Raw genomic sequence first — 19,950 nt, 5'->3', positions numbered from 1 at the left:
TTTTATTACTGAGGAAGAAAACTCCCAATGACGAGTATGATTGTGCCCCCTCATGATAAAACGGATAGGTCTATGGGGAACATAACCACTAAATATGTAGTATTTAGTATCAATATCATAGAGAATGGTGGGAAGAAAAAATGCTTGATAAATTTACCCAGCAGGTTTTATTATCTAGTGAAAAATTTAAAAAAGAAAAAGAATATTGGTTAGACAAGTTATCAGGTGATGTTGAGTTAAGTAGATTTCCTTGTGATTGTCTGTCTTTAAATAATATTCAGGCTTCTAAAGAAAGTTATTATTGTCAATTCCCATCGGATATTGCGAAGAGAGCTGTAGCAATTAGCAATAATTCTGATATGTTACTGTACACTATTTTATTATCAGGTGTGAAATATCTCTTAAGTAGATATACCGATAAGGATGATGTAGTAATTGGAATGCCAGTTTTTAAACAAGGTCAAGAAGAGACGGTTTTTCAAAACAACTTTTTATTATTACGTACTCAAATAAATCAAGAAGATAATTTTAAAGAAATAATATATAAAATTAAAGAAACAATTTTAGAGTCAAATGAACATTGTCATTTTCCTTTTAATAAACTTACTCAATTATTAAGTCTAGATCGAGAGAGTAATAATCTTCCCTTATTAAATACAATAGTAATGTTAGATGATATTCATTGTTATGAGAGTACAGATAAAATAAACTCTGATATGGTTATTAGGTTTATGAAAAATGAAGAACAGTTAAAGGTTCAAGTGGATTACAATTCTACTTTATATAGTGAAGGATTAGTTAGTAGAATAGTTAATCATTTATATAATATTTTAGATATATTAATGAAAGATCCAAATAAATCTGCAATGGATCTAGATGTAATGTCTAAAACAGAAAAGAATCAAATATTATATGATTTCAATCATACGACTAGAGTTCATAAAACATTACTTTGTGAGACTGTAACAGCTCCTCAATTATTTGAAGAGCAGGTACAACAGAATCCTAATCAAATAGCGATTGTATGTAATGAAAAAGAAATTACATATAAGCAATTAAATATAAAAGCTAATCAGTTGGCGAGAAGATTATTAGAACAAGGAGTTAAAAGAGAATCCATTGTTGGTGTGATGATGGAACGCTCTATTGAGATGATTGTAGGCATATTAGGTATCTTAAAAGCGGGTGGGGCGTATTTACCGATTGATACCGATTTACCAAAACAAAGAGTGGAATACATGCTGACAGACAGTGGGTGTTCACATGTACTAACATATCAAAACTCTATTATAAAGGGAGTAGCATTCCAAGGTAGTGTAATAAATCTAATGGATATTCCTTTTGAAGAAGAACAAGTAGAAGATTTGCAGTTAACGATGGAACCTCACAACTTGGCATATGTTATTTATACATCAGGTTCTACAGGCCAGCCCAAAGGGGTAATGATTGAACATCGTTCCTTAACTAATTTTTTGTGTGCAATGTATGAGGGCTTCTCTCAAGATATAGGGATAACTGATAACGTTCTATTCTCTAGTAGCATCTCTTTTGATGTTACTATATTTGAAATATTTGTCCCATTGGTATATGGCGCAAGAATGACTATTTATCAAGGTGAGAAGTTTGATGTACCAAAACTTGTACAAGTCATTCTTGAGGAACAGGTCACGTTAGCATATATTCCACCTACTTTATTAAATGAAATATATGATTATTTTGTAAGGGCGAATCAGAAGATATTGTTAAATAAACTTTTCGTGGGAGTAGAACCAATTAAAACAAAATTACTCGCAAAATACGATCATCTATTTGAGGGGAACCTCCAAATATTAAATTTATACGGACCTACAGAGGCTACAGTCTGTTGTACATCTTATCAATATGAGACGAATAAAGAAATTACAACACAAAACGTACCGATAGGTTCGCCATTGTTAAATACTCAAATTTATATATTGGATTCATTTCACAGGATACAACCTATAGGTGTTCCAGGAGAAATATGTATTTCTGGCATAGGGTTAGCTAGGGGATACATCAATCGAAAAGAATTAACAGCAGATAAATTTATTGATCATCCGTTTGAACCTGGTGAGAAATTATATAAAACAGGAGATATAGCGAGATGGCTACCTGATGGTAACATAGAATACTTGGGACGAGTTGATCATCAAGTGAAAATAAGGGGATATCGAATAGAACTAGGTGAGATAGAAGCAAGTTTGTTAAAATATGAGACAATCAAAACCGCCGTAGTAATACAGCGAGAAGATGAAAGTGGAGAAAAGTATTTATGCGCGTATGTAGTTACCGAAAAAGATATTCCTATTCCAGAGGTAAGAGCATATTTAGCAACAAAGTTACCATATTATATGATACCTCAACAGATCATACCCATTCAAAACATACCGTTAACACAAAACGGAAAAATAGATAGAAAAAAATTACCTCAACCTATTTATAATTTAAAATCTAGTCATATAGAGCCGACAAATTCTACAGAAAGAAAATTAGTTGAGATTTGGAAAGATGTTTTAGGAATTCAAAGGGTAGGAATACAGGATAACTTTTTTGAGATAGGTGGTCATTCATTAAAGGCTGCTAAGTTAATTTCTATTGTTAATAAAGAATTTGATGTGCAATTATCTATTAAAATCCTATTTAAATTTCCTGTTTTGATTGATTTTTCAAAATGTATATTAGAAATGGAAAAAAGTAATTATATTTCCATAGAACCTATAAAACAACAAGAGTATTATTTAGCTTCTACGTCACAAAAGAGAATGTTTATAGTAGATCAATTCGAAGATGGTACAAATACAACTTATAATATGCCCACAATACTTAAAGTAGAAGGGGATATTTGTAAAGATAAGTTTGAAAATATATTTCAATCTTTAATACAAAGACATGAAATATTAAGAACTTCTTTTCAAATTTTAGATGGAGAATTAGTGCAGAAAATTGAACCTAATGTAGAATTCAATATTAAATACGTTCATGTAAATGAAAAAGATGCGGATTATTTAATACATGAGTTTATAAGTCCATTTGATTTATCAAAATCTCCATTATTAAGGGTGTTGCTTTTAAGGATAGCAGAAGAAAGACATATCCTTGTAGTAGATATGCATCATATAATCTCTGATGGTTTATCAATGGGGATATTAATAAAAGAGTTTGTAGAATTGTATAAAGGAAATGAACTTCCAAAATTGAGAGTGCAGTACAAAGACTATGTGATGTGGCAAAATGGAACTTACTATAAGAATCTAATTAGTGAACAAAAGAATTATTGGTTAACAACTTTAAAAGGAGAACTCCCGGTTTTAAATTTTCCAACCGATTTTCAAAGACCGACTATACAAAGCTTTAAAGGTAAGGTTTGTTCCTTTAATTTGGGAACAGATTTAACTTTTAAAGTAAATAAGCTAGCAACTGAAACTGGTACCACGCCATATATGATTTTATTGGCTATTTATAACATACTTTTATCTAGATACACAGGTCAAGAAGACATTATTGTAGGTTCGCCAATTGCTGGAAGGTCTCATTCTGATACTAATCATATGATTGGTATGTTTATTAATACTTTGGTAATGAGAAATTATCTAGAAAATGACGATGAGTTTATTGAGTTTTTGAGTAGATTAAAACTCAATACATTAGAAGCTTATGAAAATCAAGACTATCCTTTTGAAGAACTATTAGAAGATTTAGACTTGCATAGGGATACAAGTAGAAATCCATTATTTGATACCATGTTTGTTTTTCAAAATATGGATATGAATCCAATATCTATTGGTGAATTAGAATTTACACCGTATCAATTTAAGCAGTCAGTTTCAAAATTTGATTTGTCATTAGTAGCAACGGAAATAGATAATAACATTCATTTAAAAGTAGAATATAGTACTAAGTTATTTAAAGCGGAGACAATAGAAAGGTTAATGGTACATTTTACAAATATAGTTCAGGAAGTAACTAATAACCCTAAAATACGATTGCGTAATATTAATATGTTATCTGTAGAAGAAGAACATTGTATAATGAATGAATTTAACAAAAAAGAGAATTCAAATTCTAATTCTAATCATTTTTTAGTGCATAAAATGTTTGAAGAACAAGTAAAACGGAACCCTAATCAAATAGCCGTTGTATGTAATGAAAAAAGAATTACATATAATGAGTTAAATATAAAAGCTAATCGGTTGGCGAGAAGGTTATTAGACCAAGGAGTTAAAAGAGAATCCATTGTTGGCGTGATGATGGAACGCTCTATCGAGATGGTTATAGGTATATTAGGTGTCTTAAAAGCAGGTGGGGCGTATTTACCGATTGATACTGACTTACCAAAACAAAGAGTGGAGTATATGCTTATAGACAGTGGATGTTCACATGTATTAGTACATCAAAACTCTATTATAAAGGAGATAGAATTCCAAGGTAATGTAATAGATCTAATGGATATGTCTTTTGAAGAAGAGCAAGGAGAAGACATGCAAATGATGATAGAACCTCACAACTTAGCGTATGTTATTTATACATCAGGTTCTACAGGACAACCTAAAGGCGTAATGATTGAACATCGATCCTTAACGAATTTTGTGTGTGCAATGTATGAAGATTTCTCTCAAGATATAGGGATATCTGATAACGTTCTATTCTCTAGTAGCATCTCTTTTGATGTTACCATATTTGAAATATTTGTCCCATTGGTATATGGCGCAAGAATGACTATTTATCAAGGTGAGAAGTTTGATGTACCAAAACTTGTACAAGTCATTCTTGAGGAACAGGTCACGTTATCATATATTCCACCTACTTTATTAAATGAAATATATGATTATTTTGTTAGAGATAACCAGAAGATAGTGTTAAATAAGCTACTTGTAGGAGTAGAACCAATTAAAACAGAATTACTCGCAAAATACGATCATCTATTTAGAGGGAACCTCCAAATATTAAATGGATACGGACCTACAGAGGCTACAGTCTGTTGTACATCTTATCAATATGAGACGGATAAAGAAATTACAACACAAAACGTACCGATAGGTTCGCCATTGTTAAATACTAAAATTTATATATTGGATTCATTTCACAGGCTACAACCTATAGGCGTTCCAGGAGAAATATGTATTTCTGGCATAGGGTTAGCTAGAGGATACATCAATCGAAAAGAATTAACAGCAGATAAATTTATTGATCATCCATTTGAACCTGGTGAGAAACTATATAAAACAGGAGATATAGCAAGGTGGCTCCCTGATGGTAACATTGAATACTTGGGCCGAGTTGATCATCAAGTGAAAGTAAGGGGATATCGAATAGAACTAGGTGAGATAGAAGCGAGTTTGTTAAAATATGAGACAATCAAAACGGCCGTAGTAATAGATCAAGAAGATGAAGCTGGAGAAAAGTATTTATGTGCATACGTAGTTACCGAAAAAGATATTAGTATTCCAGAGGTAAGAGCATATTTAGCAACAAAGTTACCACATTATATGATACCTCAACAACTCATACCAATTCACAATATACCATTAACACAAAATGGGAAAATAGATAGAAGCAAGTTACCGAAGCTAAATACAATGAGCAATAGTAATTATGTACCACCAAGAAATGAAATAGATAGTAGTTTAATTGATATTTGGAGTAGTATATTAGGCGTAAATAATATTGGTATAAATGATAATTTCTTTGAATTAGGTGGTCATTCTCTTAAGGGATTAAAGTTATTCGAAAATATCAAGAAAATGTTTAATGTGCAACTGCCATTAAGTTTATTATTTCAAAAGGCTACTATTGAACAATTAAGTGATGTAATAAGTAAGAATAAAGGAATAGACAGTGAGTGTTTAATTCCAATTCAAAATGGAACAAACAAGGATAGTCAATGGTTCATTGTTCATGGGCAAGGCGGGGGTATATTAAACTATTATGATTTGGCTAGAGAATTAGGAGAGGATAAGACTGTATATGGGTTACAATCTATAGGATATGATGATAGTAGATTTCCAAACTTATCTGTAGAGGAAATGGCGGTAAGATATATAGAAGAGATTAAACAAGTAAAAAAGGAAGGGCCATATACCTTATTAGGATGGTCTTTTGGTGGAATAGTTGCATTTGAAATGGCTAGAAAATTAGAAGAACTAGGTGATAAAGTTAGTTTTCTAGGTTTACTTGATGTTCATCCTATTGAACAAGGTAAGGAGATTCTTAGTTTAAATATTAGGAATGCATTTGAAGAATTGGAAAAATTCAATGATCAGCTAGGGATTGAGAAAAATAGTTTTGAGCAAATGAGTGAAGAACAATTAATAGAATCTTTACTGAAAAAATTTACATTGAATGAAAATAGTTATCAGCAAAATTTTGAAGATCCAATGATGAATAAGTTAAAAGTAATGATAGCTAATAGATATGCATACCTAAAATATAATTGTAAACAAAAAATAAAAGCAGATATCTTTCTATTTAATGCATCTATTAATGACATTCACCCACTAGTAGATTATAACAGATGGAATGAATATACATCAGGGGAAGTATACGCTTTGCAAGTGCCAGGTTCCCATCTGAGTATGTTAGAGAAACCGCATATTCATGAATTGGTAAAGAGTATAAAAATGAATTTTAAACAAATGCTCTTATTAGCACATGTAAATAAGTGAAATATTATTTGAAATTGTACACTATTATTTTTCTAAAAGTCTCATAAATTCGTGTATAACATATTATGAGACTTTTTTCTTTGAGCCCATTCAATAATAAATATAAAGAGGTTGGAAAATATGGATGTAAAATAGAATATTATCCTCTGAAAATGTTTTTTACTATCAAAAATAAATAGGAATTGTTCATTGAGAGTTTTTTATATTTATATAAGATGTTAGGTGGGAAGGAAATAATGAATATATATAAGGTACGTGTGCCAGGAAATATAGAACATCATATTATGCAGAAACTTATGCGTTTGGTCTCAAAAGAAAAGCAGATGAAAATACAGAAATATAAAAGAAAGCCCGACCAATATAGCGCCTTAATTGGAGACATTATAATAAGATATTTAATTACTACAAATTTCTCAAAAGAAAATAAAGATATTAAATATAAATACAATGAATACGGAAAGCCTTATGTTGATCAGTTAAATAATTTTCATTTTAATATATCACATTCTGAAAGTTGGGTTGTTGGAGCTATTCATGAGGAAGAAGTAGGAATAGATGTAGAAAAAGTCCGGACCATAGATACTACAATGATTAAAAATATATTTACTGAGGAAGAATTTAATTATTTAAATTCATTAAATGTAGAACAACAATTAGATGTGTTTTATGAATTATGGACTATAAAAGAAAGCTTTGTTAAATGGATAGGGAAAGGACTAACTATACCTTTAAACTCTTTTGTTATTAATAAAAATACAATATTTTATGGTGACATGCTATCTAATGAGGTTTATTATAAAAAGTTTACTATTGGTAAAGATTATAAGCTTTCTTGTTGTGCTTCTTTAGATAGTTTTCCAGAATCAATAATTGAAATTGATTTTGTTGATTTGTGTAATTACTTTATAGAAGATAAGCATTCTTACATAGTTTAAAATGATCGATATTTCTCTAAGGAAAGAAAATTTTTGGGAATATAATTTTGAAAATTCTAAAAGTAAATATCTGAATAAGTAATTAAACTTGCTGGATATGCAATCATTTTACGCTTAATAGATTACTTTGTGTATATATTAGTATGTCATTCATTGTTTGTTTACTTAGATCAATGGTTGCAATAACAATTGTTAACGTTGTAGTTGTAACAATTAAGAGATTATCATTACTACTAATAGCGAGCCGGTAGAAGGAGTATATCTCTTTTAAAGAGGGCTCTTTAATAACTGCAGCAGTAATTTGCATCTTAACTGACAATCTGGAAAACGATACTTTTGAATGGGTGGGTTTTTTAGAGATGGGGCTATAAAAGAAACGGCCAACATTGTATGTATATTATTAGTAAAAAAGAGAATTCAAGTATGAATTGACAGAAAATTGATGAAAGAATTGAGAAAGCTGAAAATTCAGTATTTTGAGTATATTTTTATCGTTGTAGTGTGTAATATATTCAGCAGAGCTATATCATAAAAAATAGGAATATAGACTAACAATAGAATTATATTTAAGTATTTATGAGTAAAAATAGTATTCGAGTTCATATAGGCTATATGTCAACTGCTATACATTAGTTTAAAAACAAATATAGAAAAGTGTGGTAATGGATCCACATGAATTATATTTGCAATCTATTATTTTTTACCTTAGCTGTTTTAATAGTTTTTATTTACATATATATGTAAATACATTTTTGTTACATGCACTTATTCAAAAGGGAGGTAATATGATAATGGCTATTCGAAAACATTTAATTACTCTTGAGGATCTTACTGATAGTGATATTAATCAAATTGTAACTCGTGGGGTAGAGTTTGCCACAGGTAAATCGCAACCTAATCAAATATTAGCTGGAAATATAATTGGGATTTACTTCCGTAAAACATCGACTAGAACTCGATCGGCATTTTCTGTTGCAGCATTAAAGATGGGTGCACAAATTGTATCGTATGGTCCAAATGATTTGCAAGAAAATACAGGGGAGTCTATAGAAGACACTACTCAAGTACTTTCGCGAATGCTGGATGGACTAGTAGCAAGAACTGCAGATAGTCAAAAGGAAATGGAAAAACTGGCATCTCAAAGTCGTATGGCAGTCATTAATGCAATGAGTGCGGAAGAACATCCAACACAAGCACTAACAGACCTAACAACAATGAAACAAAAATTTGGTGAAATAGCTGGATTACGGGTTTTATATATGGGAGAAGGTAATAACAGTGCAGCAGCTCTAGCTCTTTCTTTATCTCGTTTTCCAGGTACAGAGTTATATCTTTTTACACCTGCTGGTTATGGAGTGTCCCCAAGTGTACTTGAAAAATCAAAAGAATATGCACGATTTTCTGGTGCTAAAGTTATTGAATGTCATGATATAAAAATGTTACCTAGTGAAGTGGATGTTGTATATACAACAAGGTGGCAAACAACAGGGACAAGCAAAATAGATCCTTTATGGAAAGATGCATTTAATCCATTTGCAGTGACAGAGGAAATTTTGACTTTATATCCGGAAGCTACTTTTATGCATGACCTCCCAGCACACCGGGGTGAAGAAGTAGCAGCAACAGTTATTGATGGACCTAAAAGTATTGTATTTACCCAAGCCGAAAACAAGCTAAATAGTGCTATGGCAGTACTTGAATGGTGCTTAGCTTACCGCTACTAAAGAATCTAGCATTTATTGTCTTTCAGCTATAAGTTCTATTTGAGCTACATTCGAAAGGACATTTAAAGTAAACCTGAATATAAGTTATTTAAAAGTGATTTATATTTGAATTTGCAAATGTTTAATTAATTTTTTTAGATTTTAATCAAGAAAGGAAGCAAATTATGCTCAAGAAATTAGAGAGTTTAGAAAGGGTAATCGGCAACACACCTATGATTAAATTAGAGCATGAAAAGATTAATCTGTATGCAAAACTAGAATATTACAATTTAATGAATAGTGTTAAAGTACGTGCTGCTTACCATATTTTAAAATCAGCAATAAGTCGCGGTGAAGTGACTGAAAATTCTACGATTATCGAATCTTCATCTGGTAACTTTGCGGTTGCTCTTGCTACTCTTTGTAGGTATATTGGTCTAAAATTCATACCAGTTATTGATCCAAATATTAATGATAGTTATGAGAATTTTTTGAGAGCAACTTCCTATCAAGTAGCTAAAGTGGATGAACGAGATGAAACAGGTGGCTATTTATTAACGCGTTTAAATAAGGTGAAAGAACTTTTAAATACTATTCCTAATGCATACTGGACAAATCAATATAATAATGCCGATAACTTTGAAGCTCATTATCAAGGAATTGGTGGAGAAATATCTAATGATTTTAATCAGCTAGATTATGCCTTCATTGGAGTGAGTACTGGAGGAACTATCGCTGGGGTATCTACACGATTAAAAGAAAAATTCCCTAATATTAAAATTATTGCGGTAGATAGTCAAGGATCCATTATTTTTGGTGATAAGCCTCGTAAACGATACATACCAGGAATTGGTGCCAGTATGATACCTGGTATGGTTAAGAAAGCATTGATTGATGATGTAATTATTGTACCGGAGGTTCATACTGTTGCAGGTTGCTATGAGCTATTTAATAGACATGCAATATTTGCCGGTGGATCATCAGGGACTTCTTATTATGCAATCCAAAAATATTTTGAAAATAGGGATGTTCAAAATACCCCTAATGTTGTTTTCTTATGTCCTGATAATGGTCAAGCTTACACATCTACTATTTACAACGTAGAATGGGTAGAATGGCTTAATACACAAAAATCAGTAGAAGACCAGTTAGTTTCTTTATAAAAATGATATAGAAATGAGGAAGCAATTATGATGTATTTAAATACTAAACATATCAATGAAATGGGTGTTAATTGGGAAGAAACAATAAATGTCATTTCAAAGGCAGTACAAAGTCTTGATTCAGAAGATTTTTCTCAGCCAATTAAGCCATACTTACGTTTCGATGATCCGGCTAATAGAATTATTGCTATGCCAGCTTATATTGGAGGGGAATTTAAGGTTTCAGGAATCAAATGGATAGCTAGTTTTCCAAAGAATATTGAGAAAGGTATTCAACGTGCACATTCAGTTACTATATTAAATGATGCTATGACTGGGAAACCATTTGCGACACTTAATACAGCAATGGTTAGTGTAATACGAACAGCTTCTGTTACAGGGTTAATGATTCGAGAGTTTGCCAAGTTAAGAGATTTAAATAATATTAAGGTTGGAATTATTGGATTTGGACCTATTGGTCAGATGCATTTAAAGATGGTAACTGCCCTATTAGGCGATAAAATCGAAAGTGTTTACTTATATGATATCAATGGAATTAAAGAAGAATTAATTCCTGAGGAAATTTATTCTAAAACTCAAAAGGTTAATGCATATGAAGAAGCCTATAATGATGCTGATATTTTTATTACTTGTACTGTTTCTGCAGAAGGTTATATCGATAAGAAACCAAAAGATGGAGCACTACTACTCAATGTTTCTCTTCGTGATTTTAAGCCTGATATCTTAGAATATACAAAATCCCTAGTTGTTGATAATTGGGAAGAAGTCTGTCGTGAAAAAACTGATGTTGAAAGGATGCACCTTGAAAGAGGTTTACAAAAAGAAGATACAATATCAATTGCTGACGTTGTAATCCGAGGAGCACTGCAAAATTTCCCTTATGACAAAGCAATATTATTTAATCCAATGGGTATGGCCATATTTGATGTAGCCATTGCTGCTTATTACTATCAAAGGGCTAGGGAAAATGAAATTGGTGTTTTATTAGAAGACTAGTAAAATTATTAAAACGTAGTTTGAAATAATTGTTTAATGGCTTCTAAATATCGTTAAACACGACTAATCATTATAGAAAATTAGTTATTTGATAAGCTTAGAATTTATGTAATTATTTGAGGAGCTGTTTTTATGAGTGAAATTATTTCGGCCTTAGATCTCTTACATCCCAAGCAAATTCGCTTTCATGAATCATATGAACACAAAAGATTGGAACAAATTTGTCGTGTAATGGAAAGCGAAGGTGTTTTACGGAATCCTCCCTTAGTATCTGAGCTTAGTGATGGTAATTATCTGTTACTTGATGGTGCCCATCGTATGAAGGCTATGATGGCATTAGGTTGTAAACGCGTTGCTGTACAGGTAGTACCTGATGAAAAAATAAAAATTCGTGCTTGGAATCATTTATTACCAATGGGGGAATGGGTAAATAATTTAAAGAAAGAATCTACAATAATTTGGTCAGGTAAGAGTATTGCTAATAAACGTTTGCTTGCAAAAATTACAGAAGCAAATAAACAAGAATATTTTTTATATGCAAGGGATTTAAATAGCGATTTATTTACCCATTTAGAGATATGGCATCGTATTGTCGGCTTATATCAACATGAGTATACGGTACGCCGTCATTCAAATGATACCGAGGTCTGGCCTCATTCAAATGAAATATTGATGAGTTATCCAGAATACTCGTTGATGGAACTGAAAAAGGTAATTGAAGCAAAGTTTTTAATGCCAGCGGGAGTTACTCGTACGACGCTTAGTGGTCGGTTATTGAATTTACGTATACCACTTCATATATTGCGTACGGAAGTATATCCTGCTGGTGAATGGGAAACGTTATGTGGAAATTGGTCAAAATGTTTACGCCTTTATGACGAACCAATATATGTTTATGATGCATAATATATTGTTTAGTGATTATGATGTATATTTTTTATTTATTTTTAAAAATTTCATTATATGATTTATATTAATGCCAAAATATTTTTATTATGCTATAAAAACTGTTTGAATTAGTATTTAAGACTAATCTAAGAGAGGTTTGTTATCGGATGGGGTAAATATTACCAAAAAAGATAAAGTGGAGATCTCTAAAAAATTAAAAACTTTCTTGGGTGATCAATATTCACTTGAATTAGGAGATTACATAAGCTTTGAGATACTTGAATTTATAATAAAAGAATTAAATCCACATTTTAATCTAGCTACAAAAAATAGGTTGGAAATTCTCTTGAAAAATATAGAGAAAGAGATATATAGTGAATTAGTTACACATGAAAATAACAAAGTATAGGCAATATTATATGTATTTAAATGTAGAATAGTATAAACCTATACCTACATAATGTATTGCTATTAATTTGGTAGAATAGCGAGGAACAAGAGAATTGGTGAGATACAATTTTTAGAAGAGATGAAATTGAGAAGTGAACATACTTACAATTTCATCTTTTTATTTTTGACACGCTTTTTGCATTAAAGTATGAAAAAGGTAGCTGTACAAAAGGTACATACAGCTACCTTTTTAAAAAATTTTCGTATACAAGAACCACCTTAGCGTAAACTTGCGCTTAAGGGTACTTGAGAATATACTGTGAAATTGTTACTATAAGTACCGTGTTTAGAAAATGAGGAAGAAATTGAACCGTTCCAACTTTTGTAGATAGATCCAGATGTATCTGCTCTTAGAAGTACGTTTGAAAAGTTAGCTTGGCTAAAAGAATTACGTCCAGTATCTTCAACGCCCTGAACCATTTTTACTGGTTCGTATTGAGAAAATGAGCCATATACAGGTTGATTTGCATATCTAGGGATTCCATTTACATACATAGTAACCGTACCATTGCCGTTATTAATTATTTTAATGTTTACTCGATCACCATCTTTAATTGATGTATCATATTGTGTGTTCCAATACTTATTATTTTGACCTGATTCATTATATCCTGAATTAAGAAATACTTTATATCCACTTGGTGTTTTTGAAATACCACCTTCAACTTTAGATGCTCCAATACCTAAATACCAATTCACATATCCATCCTTAACAACAACTGATTTTGGTAAATATATATCGGCTGCAATTCCAGTATAACTACTATTTGTAACGCTTTTTACAGCACCTTCTGTAGCTGCAAAACTTGTAGTTGAAAACATTGATAGAGAAATTAGAAGTAAACCGACTAGATACATCATTTTTTTCTTATTTTTCCTTAATAATTGATTCATTTTTAAATCCCCCTTATTCTTAATTATTAAATTGTATTGAAAGTTGGCCAACTAACTACGACTTACAAACCAAAGATACATTAGGTTTAATTTAATGTATATATTTTCCTGTCATAATTCATTGGAATGTCAAATAAATTAGATGATTCGTATTTATCAATATAGGGGGAGTTGACAGTATGAAGTGCTATGTCTATTTAAAATTAAGAATGCTTTGTTAAAAATAAGATTAAAGCTTACAAATTTGTTGGGTATAATATGTATTACGATTTATTTAGGAGAGATAAATATAGAAGGAATACAGGGGATTTTTCAAAAGATATATCTCAAATTCTGCGAAATAAAATACAAACAAATGAAATAAATGGATTTTTTGTGTTAAAGAATTTATTGCAATAGTTCGTAGGTGAAGGGAAATATATGATTTAAAAGGCGTGGAATTCCTATATAAAAAGAAGAAAGGGGATCCAGCTATGGAAAAGATAAGATCAAAGTTAAATAATGCAACTATTGAAGGGGTTATAGAGACATTAAAAGATGAAAATGAATGTTTACGTATGGAAATTGATTATTTAAAAAAGTTAAAGGCCTTCCTTCAAAAAGAGAAGAAATTACAGAACAAGACTAAGTGGAAGTTCTAGTCTATCATTCTACGTACAATTATAGTAACGAGAATAGTCCGAAACAAATCTGTTTCGGTAGTCAATTTGTTTTAAAACAGACCGTCTGTAATAGGCGGTCTGTTGTTTGTTATGGTCGGCGACTGCTATTCTTTTACTCATCTCATATTATATTTAGTTTAAGAATTGAGAATAGAAGAATAGGATTAGAAAAATTAATGTTTTGCCAAATAATTTATTGAATAGACTTAAAGGGATAAACAGCTCTCCTATGGTAAGGCTTTTGAGTTTATTCCTGTTTGGGTTTTTTAACAACTCTTTAAATGTTCGAAAGTTTATTTTATTAACGAAAGACCAATTTGGCACAGCTTTTGTATCTGAATCTATTTTGAAAATGATATGAATACTATGTGGGTGAAAGCCGCCTATACTTAAAATAAGCATAAATCCTAAAATAATGAACCAAGTCATTTTCTAGCGCCTCCTTGCAGTATTTAATATTAAGATATTATTAACGTTGAGGAAGTGTGCTATTGTCCATGAAAAATATTGAGAAATTGTTGAGGGAACGTTGAGAATGTTGCAATGCAATTAATCGTAGCGTAGTTAACTGTGCTTGCCCTGTTTTTTTTTTTTTGTAAAAAAGGAAAAGAGAACAGTTGCGTAGACTGTTCTCTTAAGGAGCGGAAGTGCTGAACATTTTTTAATGACAATGATTCAAGCTTTCCAATTATAGTGTGTGCAAATAGTTACAATTCATACAATAAGGCAGCTGTAAATTATTCATACATTAAAATTACTTTATTATAGATTGAGTGTATTACAAAGGACAAAGAGCACTTGTCAAAAGTGCTCTTTGTAAGGCATACATTAGGACTAGAAAGAGGCATCATTGACAATCCAAAAGGAGATATCTATATACAACATATGAAGATGATTTGAAAGGGTGACAATAAAAACAAAAAGAGCAGTAAGGAGGTACTATTTGCTCAGCTTCAGGGGAATTTATATTCATATAAATCCTTTTAATATTTTGATGTTTAACAATTTTGTCACAACTATTCCATAAATGTTAATATTATCTATTAATGGGAGTGTTTTTGTGTTATAATTCACTAGGTGAACTATTGTTGTTCCTTTCATCTTTTGATGGATGTATGCCCTTCCTTAATTGTAAATATGTTCGATTTTATTGGTGAAGAGAGAAGAAATCCCTCTTCTTTTTTTGTCTCTTGTAAAGTTCAAAGGTGTCTTTTATCCATAAAAAGGGGAGTAATATGAAATTGACATCAATTTATGTTGTAACTATAATAGTTACAGTTGGTTTCGTAAACTAACTCAAATTTCTATGTTATTGATAGTATATTTTCATTCCTTTTTAAGTGTGACAGTTAGCAACTAACTATAATCCAATAGAGGATTATATTCTATCTCGTATTTAAAGAGTAGATAAGTTGAACCATCCAAATTCAAGATACCCAAATACTAAAAAAACTCCATTTCTCAACTTATCCTTTTTGGAATCCTCAGTATTAAAAATTGTAAACATCTACAAAAAGTTAACAAGACTGTTTTATGTAGAAAGAAATCTTTTAAAAAGGTCATAATATGGATAATAGGTAGCACACATTTTAATTAGTAGGACTTGTGCCACTATCAAGCCATTTTTTAATAAAAGTATAGAAAAAATCAAGAAGGTGAGCTTATTGCGTAAACATGTATATGTGCAATTTTATGTATTGATATTGGCTTTAATAACTTATATAAGCTTTTGCTTTATATTTTTATTTGTTTTTCCGAATCATTATTTCATATCAGATTTTAATATCCGACTATCATCTTTAGTCGTTGAAACTACTGTATTTATCTCATTACTGTATTCTATATTATCCAAAAAAATTAAGTTAGGAGTATTCTGGGTTTGCATTACTATTGCAATAGGGTGTTTTTTGATAGGGAATTTCATATCCGCTTTTCAAGTACTTAATGTAGAATTACCAATACAAAATTTTAATATTTCTGATGTGTTTCTACTGTTTTTCTTATTTTTCTTCCTCTTTGCGTTCTTTTATAAAATCATGATGGAATGTAACAAATGGGAGAAAGCATATTTACTTTGTGATTTATGTATTGTTGTTACTGCTATTTTTACATTAGAGTGGTATTTATTTAATAAACCTTCTGCAAATATCTTATTCTTATCAATTGGAGATGTTTTTCTCTCATTTATTTTTCCGATTATAGATTTATTGCTTCTATTACTTGGATTTACCTTAATCTTTCGACCCGCTATTTTCAATGCAAAAAGTAAATTGTTTATTTTTATCCTAGTATTAACTGGATTGGCTATTACAGACTATCTGTATTTCTACTTACAAGATGATTTGTCAGACCGTTCCGTTATATTATTAAGGTGCTTGTATAGAGTTTTCCTATTATGTATCGCCATTGCTGCTACAATCCCAAAGGATGCTTCTTCTAAAAGAAATTATTTTATTATAAATCCGATATTTGGAAAGAAACTCCTTGTCATATTCCCTTATCTTGCAGTTGCAGTCTTAATTGGTTTTACTTTGAAAGAGCAAACTTCTTCAGCTACATTGATTACGGGGAATTGTATTGCTTTTGTATTTGTACTGATTCGTCATACAATTGTACGAATGCAAAACAAAGATTTAACCGAAACATTAAAAGTGTTTAATAATCAATTAGAACAAACAGTATCTCAAAGAACAAAGGATTTAATAAACAAATCTAATGATTTGGTAAAAAATCAAGAGAGATTTAAGTCTTTATATGAGTATCATCCAGATCCTATATTAACAATTGATTCAAATGGTATTGTATTAAATATAAACCAGTCTGGAAGTATGTTATTAGGAGAAGACAGTGCTGCATTAATAGGACAAGAGTGCTTCTCGATTTTTTTAGATGAAGATAAATCTGAATTGGAGGCGGCTATAAAGAAGGGGAAACGATGTAGTTCGTCTTCGTTACAGTTACGTGTAAAAAATAACAATATGGAGGACATGCATTTTTGGTATGTCACAATTGTTCCTATTATGATAGAAGGACAAACTTTTGGAAGTTATGTAATGGTAAAAGACATAACGAAGATGAAACAGCAACAGGATGAGATAAATTATCTAGCATTCCATGATACGGTGACGGAGATTGGAAATCGAACATTCTTCCAACAAGAATTAGATAGATCCATTAAGCGTGCACAAAAATCACAGGATAAGTTTGGACTCCTGTATATTGATTTAAACCGCTTTAAGACTATTAATGATACCCTGGGTCATTCGATTGGTGACAGGGTTTTAAAAGAAGTAGCCAAACGTTTTAGGACATGTCTTTCACCGACTATTCCTCTAGCAAGAATAGGTGGAGATGAGTTTGCGATCATTGTCCATAACCAAACAGAGCAACAGCTATTGGGTTTATGTGAAACTCTATTTCGTATAACTGAAGAACCATTTATAGTTAATCAACATAGTTTTTACTTAACTCTTAGTATAGGAATAGCAGTGTATCCATTTGGAGGAATAAATACTACTACACTTTTACAACACGCAGATATCGCTATGTATAGTGCAAAGGAAAAAGGTAATAATGCTGTTTGCATGTATGACGAGACATTATCAAAAAAAATAACAAGACGATTGCGATTAGAACAGGATTTACCGAATGCATTAGAAAATAATGAGTTATTTTTATTATATCAACCACAAATTGATAGTAAGACGGGTATCGTTATTGGTGCAGAGGCTTTAATACGTTGGCAACATCCAGAGCTAGGGCTAATTTCACCTTTTGAGTTTATACCTATCGCGGAAGAAACTTCGCAGATTATTTCAATTGGGAAATGGACGTTACAGGAAGCGTGTCGACAACTGAAAGAATGGCATTCAGCGGGCTATGTAAATCTAAAGATGGGGATAAATTTATCAGCTATAGAGTTTGAACAGAAAGGTTTTGTTCAAACAATCATATCTACCATAGAAGAGGTAGGAGTACCCGCCAATTCGATTGATTTGGAATTAACAGAGCGAATAGCAATGGTAGATGAAAAAGAAACCTTATCGAAGTTAAAAACATTGAAATCATATGGTGTACATTTATCAATTGACGATTTTGGTACAGGATATTCTTCATTAGCGTATCTTCCTTTGTATCCAATTGATACCTTGAAAATTCCAAGAGAATTTGTTAATAGGATTGGAACTTCTACGGATGGAAATGAAATTATACAAACCATTATTTCACTAGCACATACTTTAAACATGAAAGTGATCGCAGAAGGGGTAGAAACGAAGGAACAATTAACAGTGTTACAGCGTAATGCATGTTATCTAATTCAGGGGTATTACTACAGTAAACCTGTAAATGAAGATGAATTTATCGATTTTTTAAGTACAATACAAAATGAATAGGTGAAAAATCAGTATATGTATGAAGTAAAGTGAAAAGACGTTCTATCCATATGGATTTGAACGTCTTTTTACTTTATTTTCAGTAGCTACGCTGTAAGATTTCAGCATTTGAAATTAAAATAAGTACCTATATGCCTTGTATTAAGGCTAATTTTAAAAAAATTTTATTTGTATTAAATCTAACCAATATATTTTGTTTTTGGTAATTGCAATAGAGGATCAAATGAATTTTTAAATTGGGTAGGCCTTAATATATAAACAGAAGTGTATCAAAAGGAGTACCTTTTGATGTATTATTTTTGCGGAAGTAAAATATTATCTTGTTGTTGCTTTTTTTGTTATAAGGCGAATTTCGTTTTTTTAGCTTGGTAATGCTGGTTTAAAACAAAGTTGCACTGTTTAGATTAATCTTCTTTGAAAATAGTTTTTTTCATTTTGTTCGTTTATTAGGGTCATTTGCATTAATGTAGATTTGAAATAAAGTCGTACCGATTATAAAACAGTTGAACTGCATTGGCTCTCTGGGTTAGATTGGAAAAGGCGAAACTACAACAATTGTTAGCTAAGCTTCTCAATCAAAAATAGGGGAGAATAGCATGATAAAACATTTTTACATCTTAAAATCACGTTATTATAAAGAAATTTGGTAGTCTTTAATTAGTCTTTAACTTAACCTCAAACTTAAGGGAGATGTATAAATGAACATTGGTAAACAGATACAATATTTTCGTAAACGGGATAACATGTCCCAAGAGAAGTTAGCAGAAAAAATTCATGTTTCCAGACAATCTATTTCTAACTGGGAAAATGAAAGGAACTATCCAGATATTCATAATTTACTAATGATGAGTATTCTTTTTAATGTCTCCCTGGATGATTTAGTTAAAGGAGATGTAAAGATTATGAAAGAAGAACTTCAAAAATCAACTTTCTTTAAGTGGAGTTACATCATGTTAGCATCAATGATTATACTTCCTATTTCTATTGCACCTGTATTTTACTTTTTTGGTTATTATGGTCTTATAATACCTTTTGTACTTACGATTTTGCTTATGTTTTCATCACTGAAAGTTGAAAACATAAAAAAAGAGCATAATTTAAAAACTTATCGTCAAATAGTTGATTTTATAGAGGGAAAACCTGTAAGTGAAGTAAAGCCTAATATAAAAGACAAATTATTAA

Annotated in this window: 13 protein-coding genes; 10 read left to right on the top strand and 3 right to left on the bottom strand. The window is 30.9% G+C overall.

The features are described from left to right. Positions 1-140 precede the first annotated feature (140 nt). Entirely contained in the window at positions 141-6,683 is a 6,543-nt protein-coding gene (locus ACTJJY_RS19115; protein WP_440606285.1) for an amino acid adenylation domain-containing protein, read from the top strand. Between the two features lie 236 nt (positions 6,684-6,919). Beyond that, entirely contained in the window at positions 6,920-7,618 is a 699-nt protein-coding gene (locus tag ACTJJY_RS19110; RefSeq protein WP_440606284.1) for a 4'-phosphopantetheinyl transferase family protein, read from the top strand. A 103-nt stretch (positions 7,619-7,721) separates the two neighbouring features. Here the strand turns inward: ACTJJY_RS19110 and ACTJJY_RS19105 are convergent, their stop codons facing one another. Then, complete coding sequence (locus tag ACTJJY_RS19105) at positions 7,722-7,937, bottom strand: hypothetical protein (protein ID WP_440606283.1); 216 nt, start codon at positions 7,935-7,937, stop codon at positions 7,722-7,724. Positions 7,938-8,409: 472 nt separating this feature from the next. Between ACTJJY_RS19105 and ACTJJY_RS19100 the strand changes: the two genes are divergently transcribed. From ACTJJY_RS19100 to ACTJJY_RS19080, 5 genes are all read left to right on the top strand, one after another. Continuing rightward, positions 8,410-9,342 (top strand): ornithine carbamoyltransferase, encoded by a 933-nt coding sequence (locus ACTJJY_RS19100; RefSeq protein ID WP_001007707.1) that lies wholly within the window; start codon positions 8,410-8,412, stop codon positions 9,340-9,342. 164 nt (positions 9,343-9,506) lie between these two features. Next, positions 9,507-10,484, top strand: coding sequence for a 2,3-diaminopropionate biosynthesis protein SbnA (gene sbnA / locus ACTJJY_RS19095; protein WP_440606282.1), 978 nt, complete (start codon positions 9,507-9,509; stop codon positions 10,482-10,484). A gap of 27 nt (positions 10,485-10,511) precedes the next feature. Beyond that, complete coding sequence (sbnB, locus tag ACTJJY_RS19090; RefSeq protein ID WP_440606281.1) at positions 10,512-11,480, top strand: 2,3-diaminopropionate biosynthesis protein SbnB; 969 nt, start codon at positions 10,512-10,514, stop codon at positions 11,478-11,480. Between the two features lie 132 nt (positions 11,481-11,612). After that, positions 11,613-12,386, top strand: coding sequence for a ParB N-terminal domain-containing protein (locus ACTJJY_RS19085; protein WP_089607881.1), 774 nt, complete (start codon positions 11,613-11,615; stop codon positions 12,384-12,386). Between the two features lie 139 nt (positions 12,387-12,525). Continuing rightward, complete coding sequence (locus ACTJJY_RS19080; protein ID WP_153582167.1) at positions 12,526-12,777, top strand: DUF2164 family protein; 252 nt, start codon at positions 12,526-12,528, stop codon at positions 12,775-12,777. A gap of 260 nt (positions 12,778-13,037) precedes the next feature. Here ACTJJY_RS19080 and ACTJJY_RS19075 read toward each other — a convergent pair whose 3' ends face one another. Further along, positions 13,038-13,712: a hypothetical protein gene (locus ACTJJY_RS19075; RefSeq protein ID WP_440606280.1), complete on the bottom strand. Its 675-nt coding sequence runs from the start codon at positions 13,710-13,712 to the stop codon at positions 13,038-13,040. A gap of 473 nt (positions 13,713-14,185) precedes the next feature. Here ACTJJY_RS19075 and ACTJJY_RS19070 point away from each other — a divergent pair, with 473 nt between their 5' ends. Beyond that, positions 14,186-14,353, top strand: coding sequence for a hypothetical protein (locus ACTJJY_RS19070; protein WP_162900608.1), 168 nt, complete (start codon positions 14,186-14,188; stop codon positions 14,351-14,353). Positions 14,354-14,506: 153 nt separating this feature from the next. Here the strand turns inward: ACTJJY_RS19070 and ACTJJY_RS19065 are convergent, their stop codons facing one another. Beyond that, complete coding sequence (locus tag ACTJJY_RS19065) at positions 14,507-14,803, bottom strand: hypothetical protein (protein WP_375869515.1); 297 nt, start codon at positions 14,801-14,803, stop codon at positions 14,507-14,509. Positions 14,804-16,038: 1,235 nt separating this feature from the next. On the opposite strand from ACTJJY_RS19065, the gene ACTJJY_RS19060 reads away from it, so the two are divergent. Together ACTJJY_RS19060 and ACTJJY_RS19055 are read left to right on the top strand one after the other, a co-directional pair. After that, on the top strand, positions 16,039-18,768 hold the full coding sequence (locus ACTJJY_RS19060) for an EAL domain-containing protein (RefSeq protein ID WP_440606279.1): 2,730 nt from the start codon (positions 16,039-16,041) through the stop codon (positions 18,766-18,768). A gap of 698 nt (positions 18,769-19,466) precedes the next feature. Next, positions 19,467-19,950: helix-turn-helix domain-containing protein (locus tag ACTJJY_RS19055; protein ID WP_440606278.1), on the top strand; the 484-nt coding region annotated here is incomplete at its 3' end.

The organism is Bacillus sp. 22475 (genome assembly GCF_052044835.1).
Lineage (GTDB): Bacteria > Bacillota > Bacilli > Bacillales > Bacillaceae_G > Bacillus_A > Bacillus_A cereus.
This window is presented reverse-complemented; position numbering and strand designations above follow the sequence as displayed.

Bases quoted from the DNA above. Each gene is read 5' to 3' on its own strand.
- ACTJJY_RS19115 (WP_440606285.1), top strand. From the start codon at position 141: ATGCTTGATAAATTTACCCAGCAGGTTTTATTATCTAGTGAAAAATTT.
- ACTJJY_RS19110 (WP_440606284.1), top strand. From the start codon at position 6,920: ATGAATATATATAAGGTACGTGTGCCAGGAAATATAGAACATCATATT.
- ACTJJY_RS19100 (WP_001007707.1), top strand. From the start codon at position 8,410: ATGGCTATTCGAAAACATTTAATTACTCTTGAGGATCTTACTGATAGT.
- sbnA (WP_440606282.1), top strand. From the start codon at position 9,507: ATGCTCAAGAAATTAGAGAGTTTAGAAAGGGTAATCGGCAACACACCT.
- sbnB (WP_440606281.1), top strand. From the start codon at position 10,512: ATGATGTATTTAAATACTAAACATATCAATGAAATGGGTGTTAATTGG.
- ACTJJY_RS19085 (WP_089607881.1), top strand. From the start codon at position 11,613: ATGAGTGAAATTATTTCGGCCTTAGATCTCTTACATCCCAAGCAAATT.
- ACTJJY_RS19075 (WP_440606280.1), bottom strand. From the start codon at position 13,712: ATGAATCAATTATTAAGGAAAAATAAGAAAAAAATGATGTATCTAGTC.
- ACTJJY_RS19070 (WP_162900608.1), top strand. From the start codon at position 14,186: ATGGAAAAGATAAGATCAAAGTTAAATAATGCAACTATTGAAGGGGTT.
- ACTJJY_RS19065 (WP_375869515.1), bottom strand. From the start codon at position 14,803: ATGACTTGGTTCATTATTTTAGGATTTATGCTTATTTTAAGTATAGGC.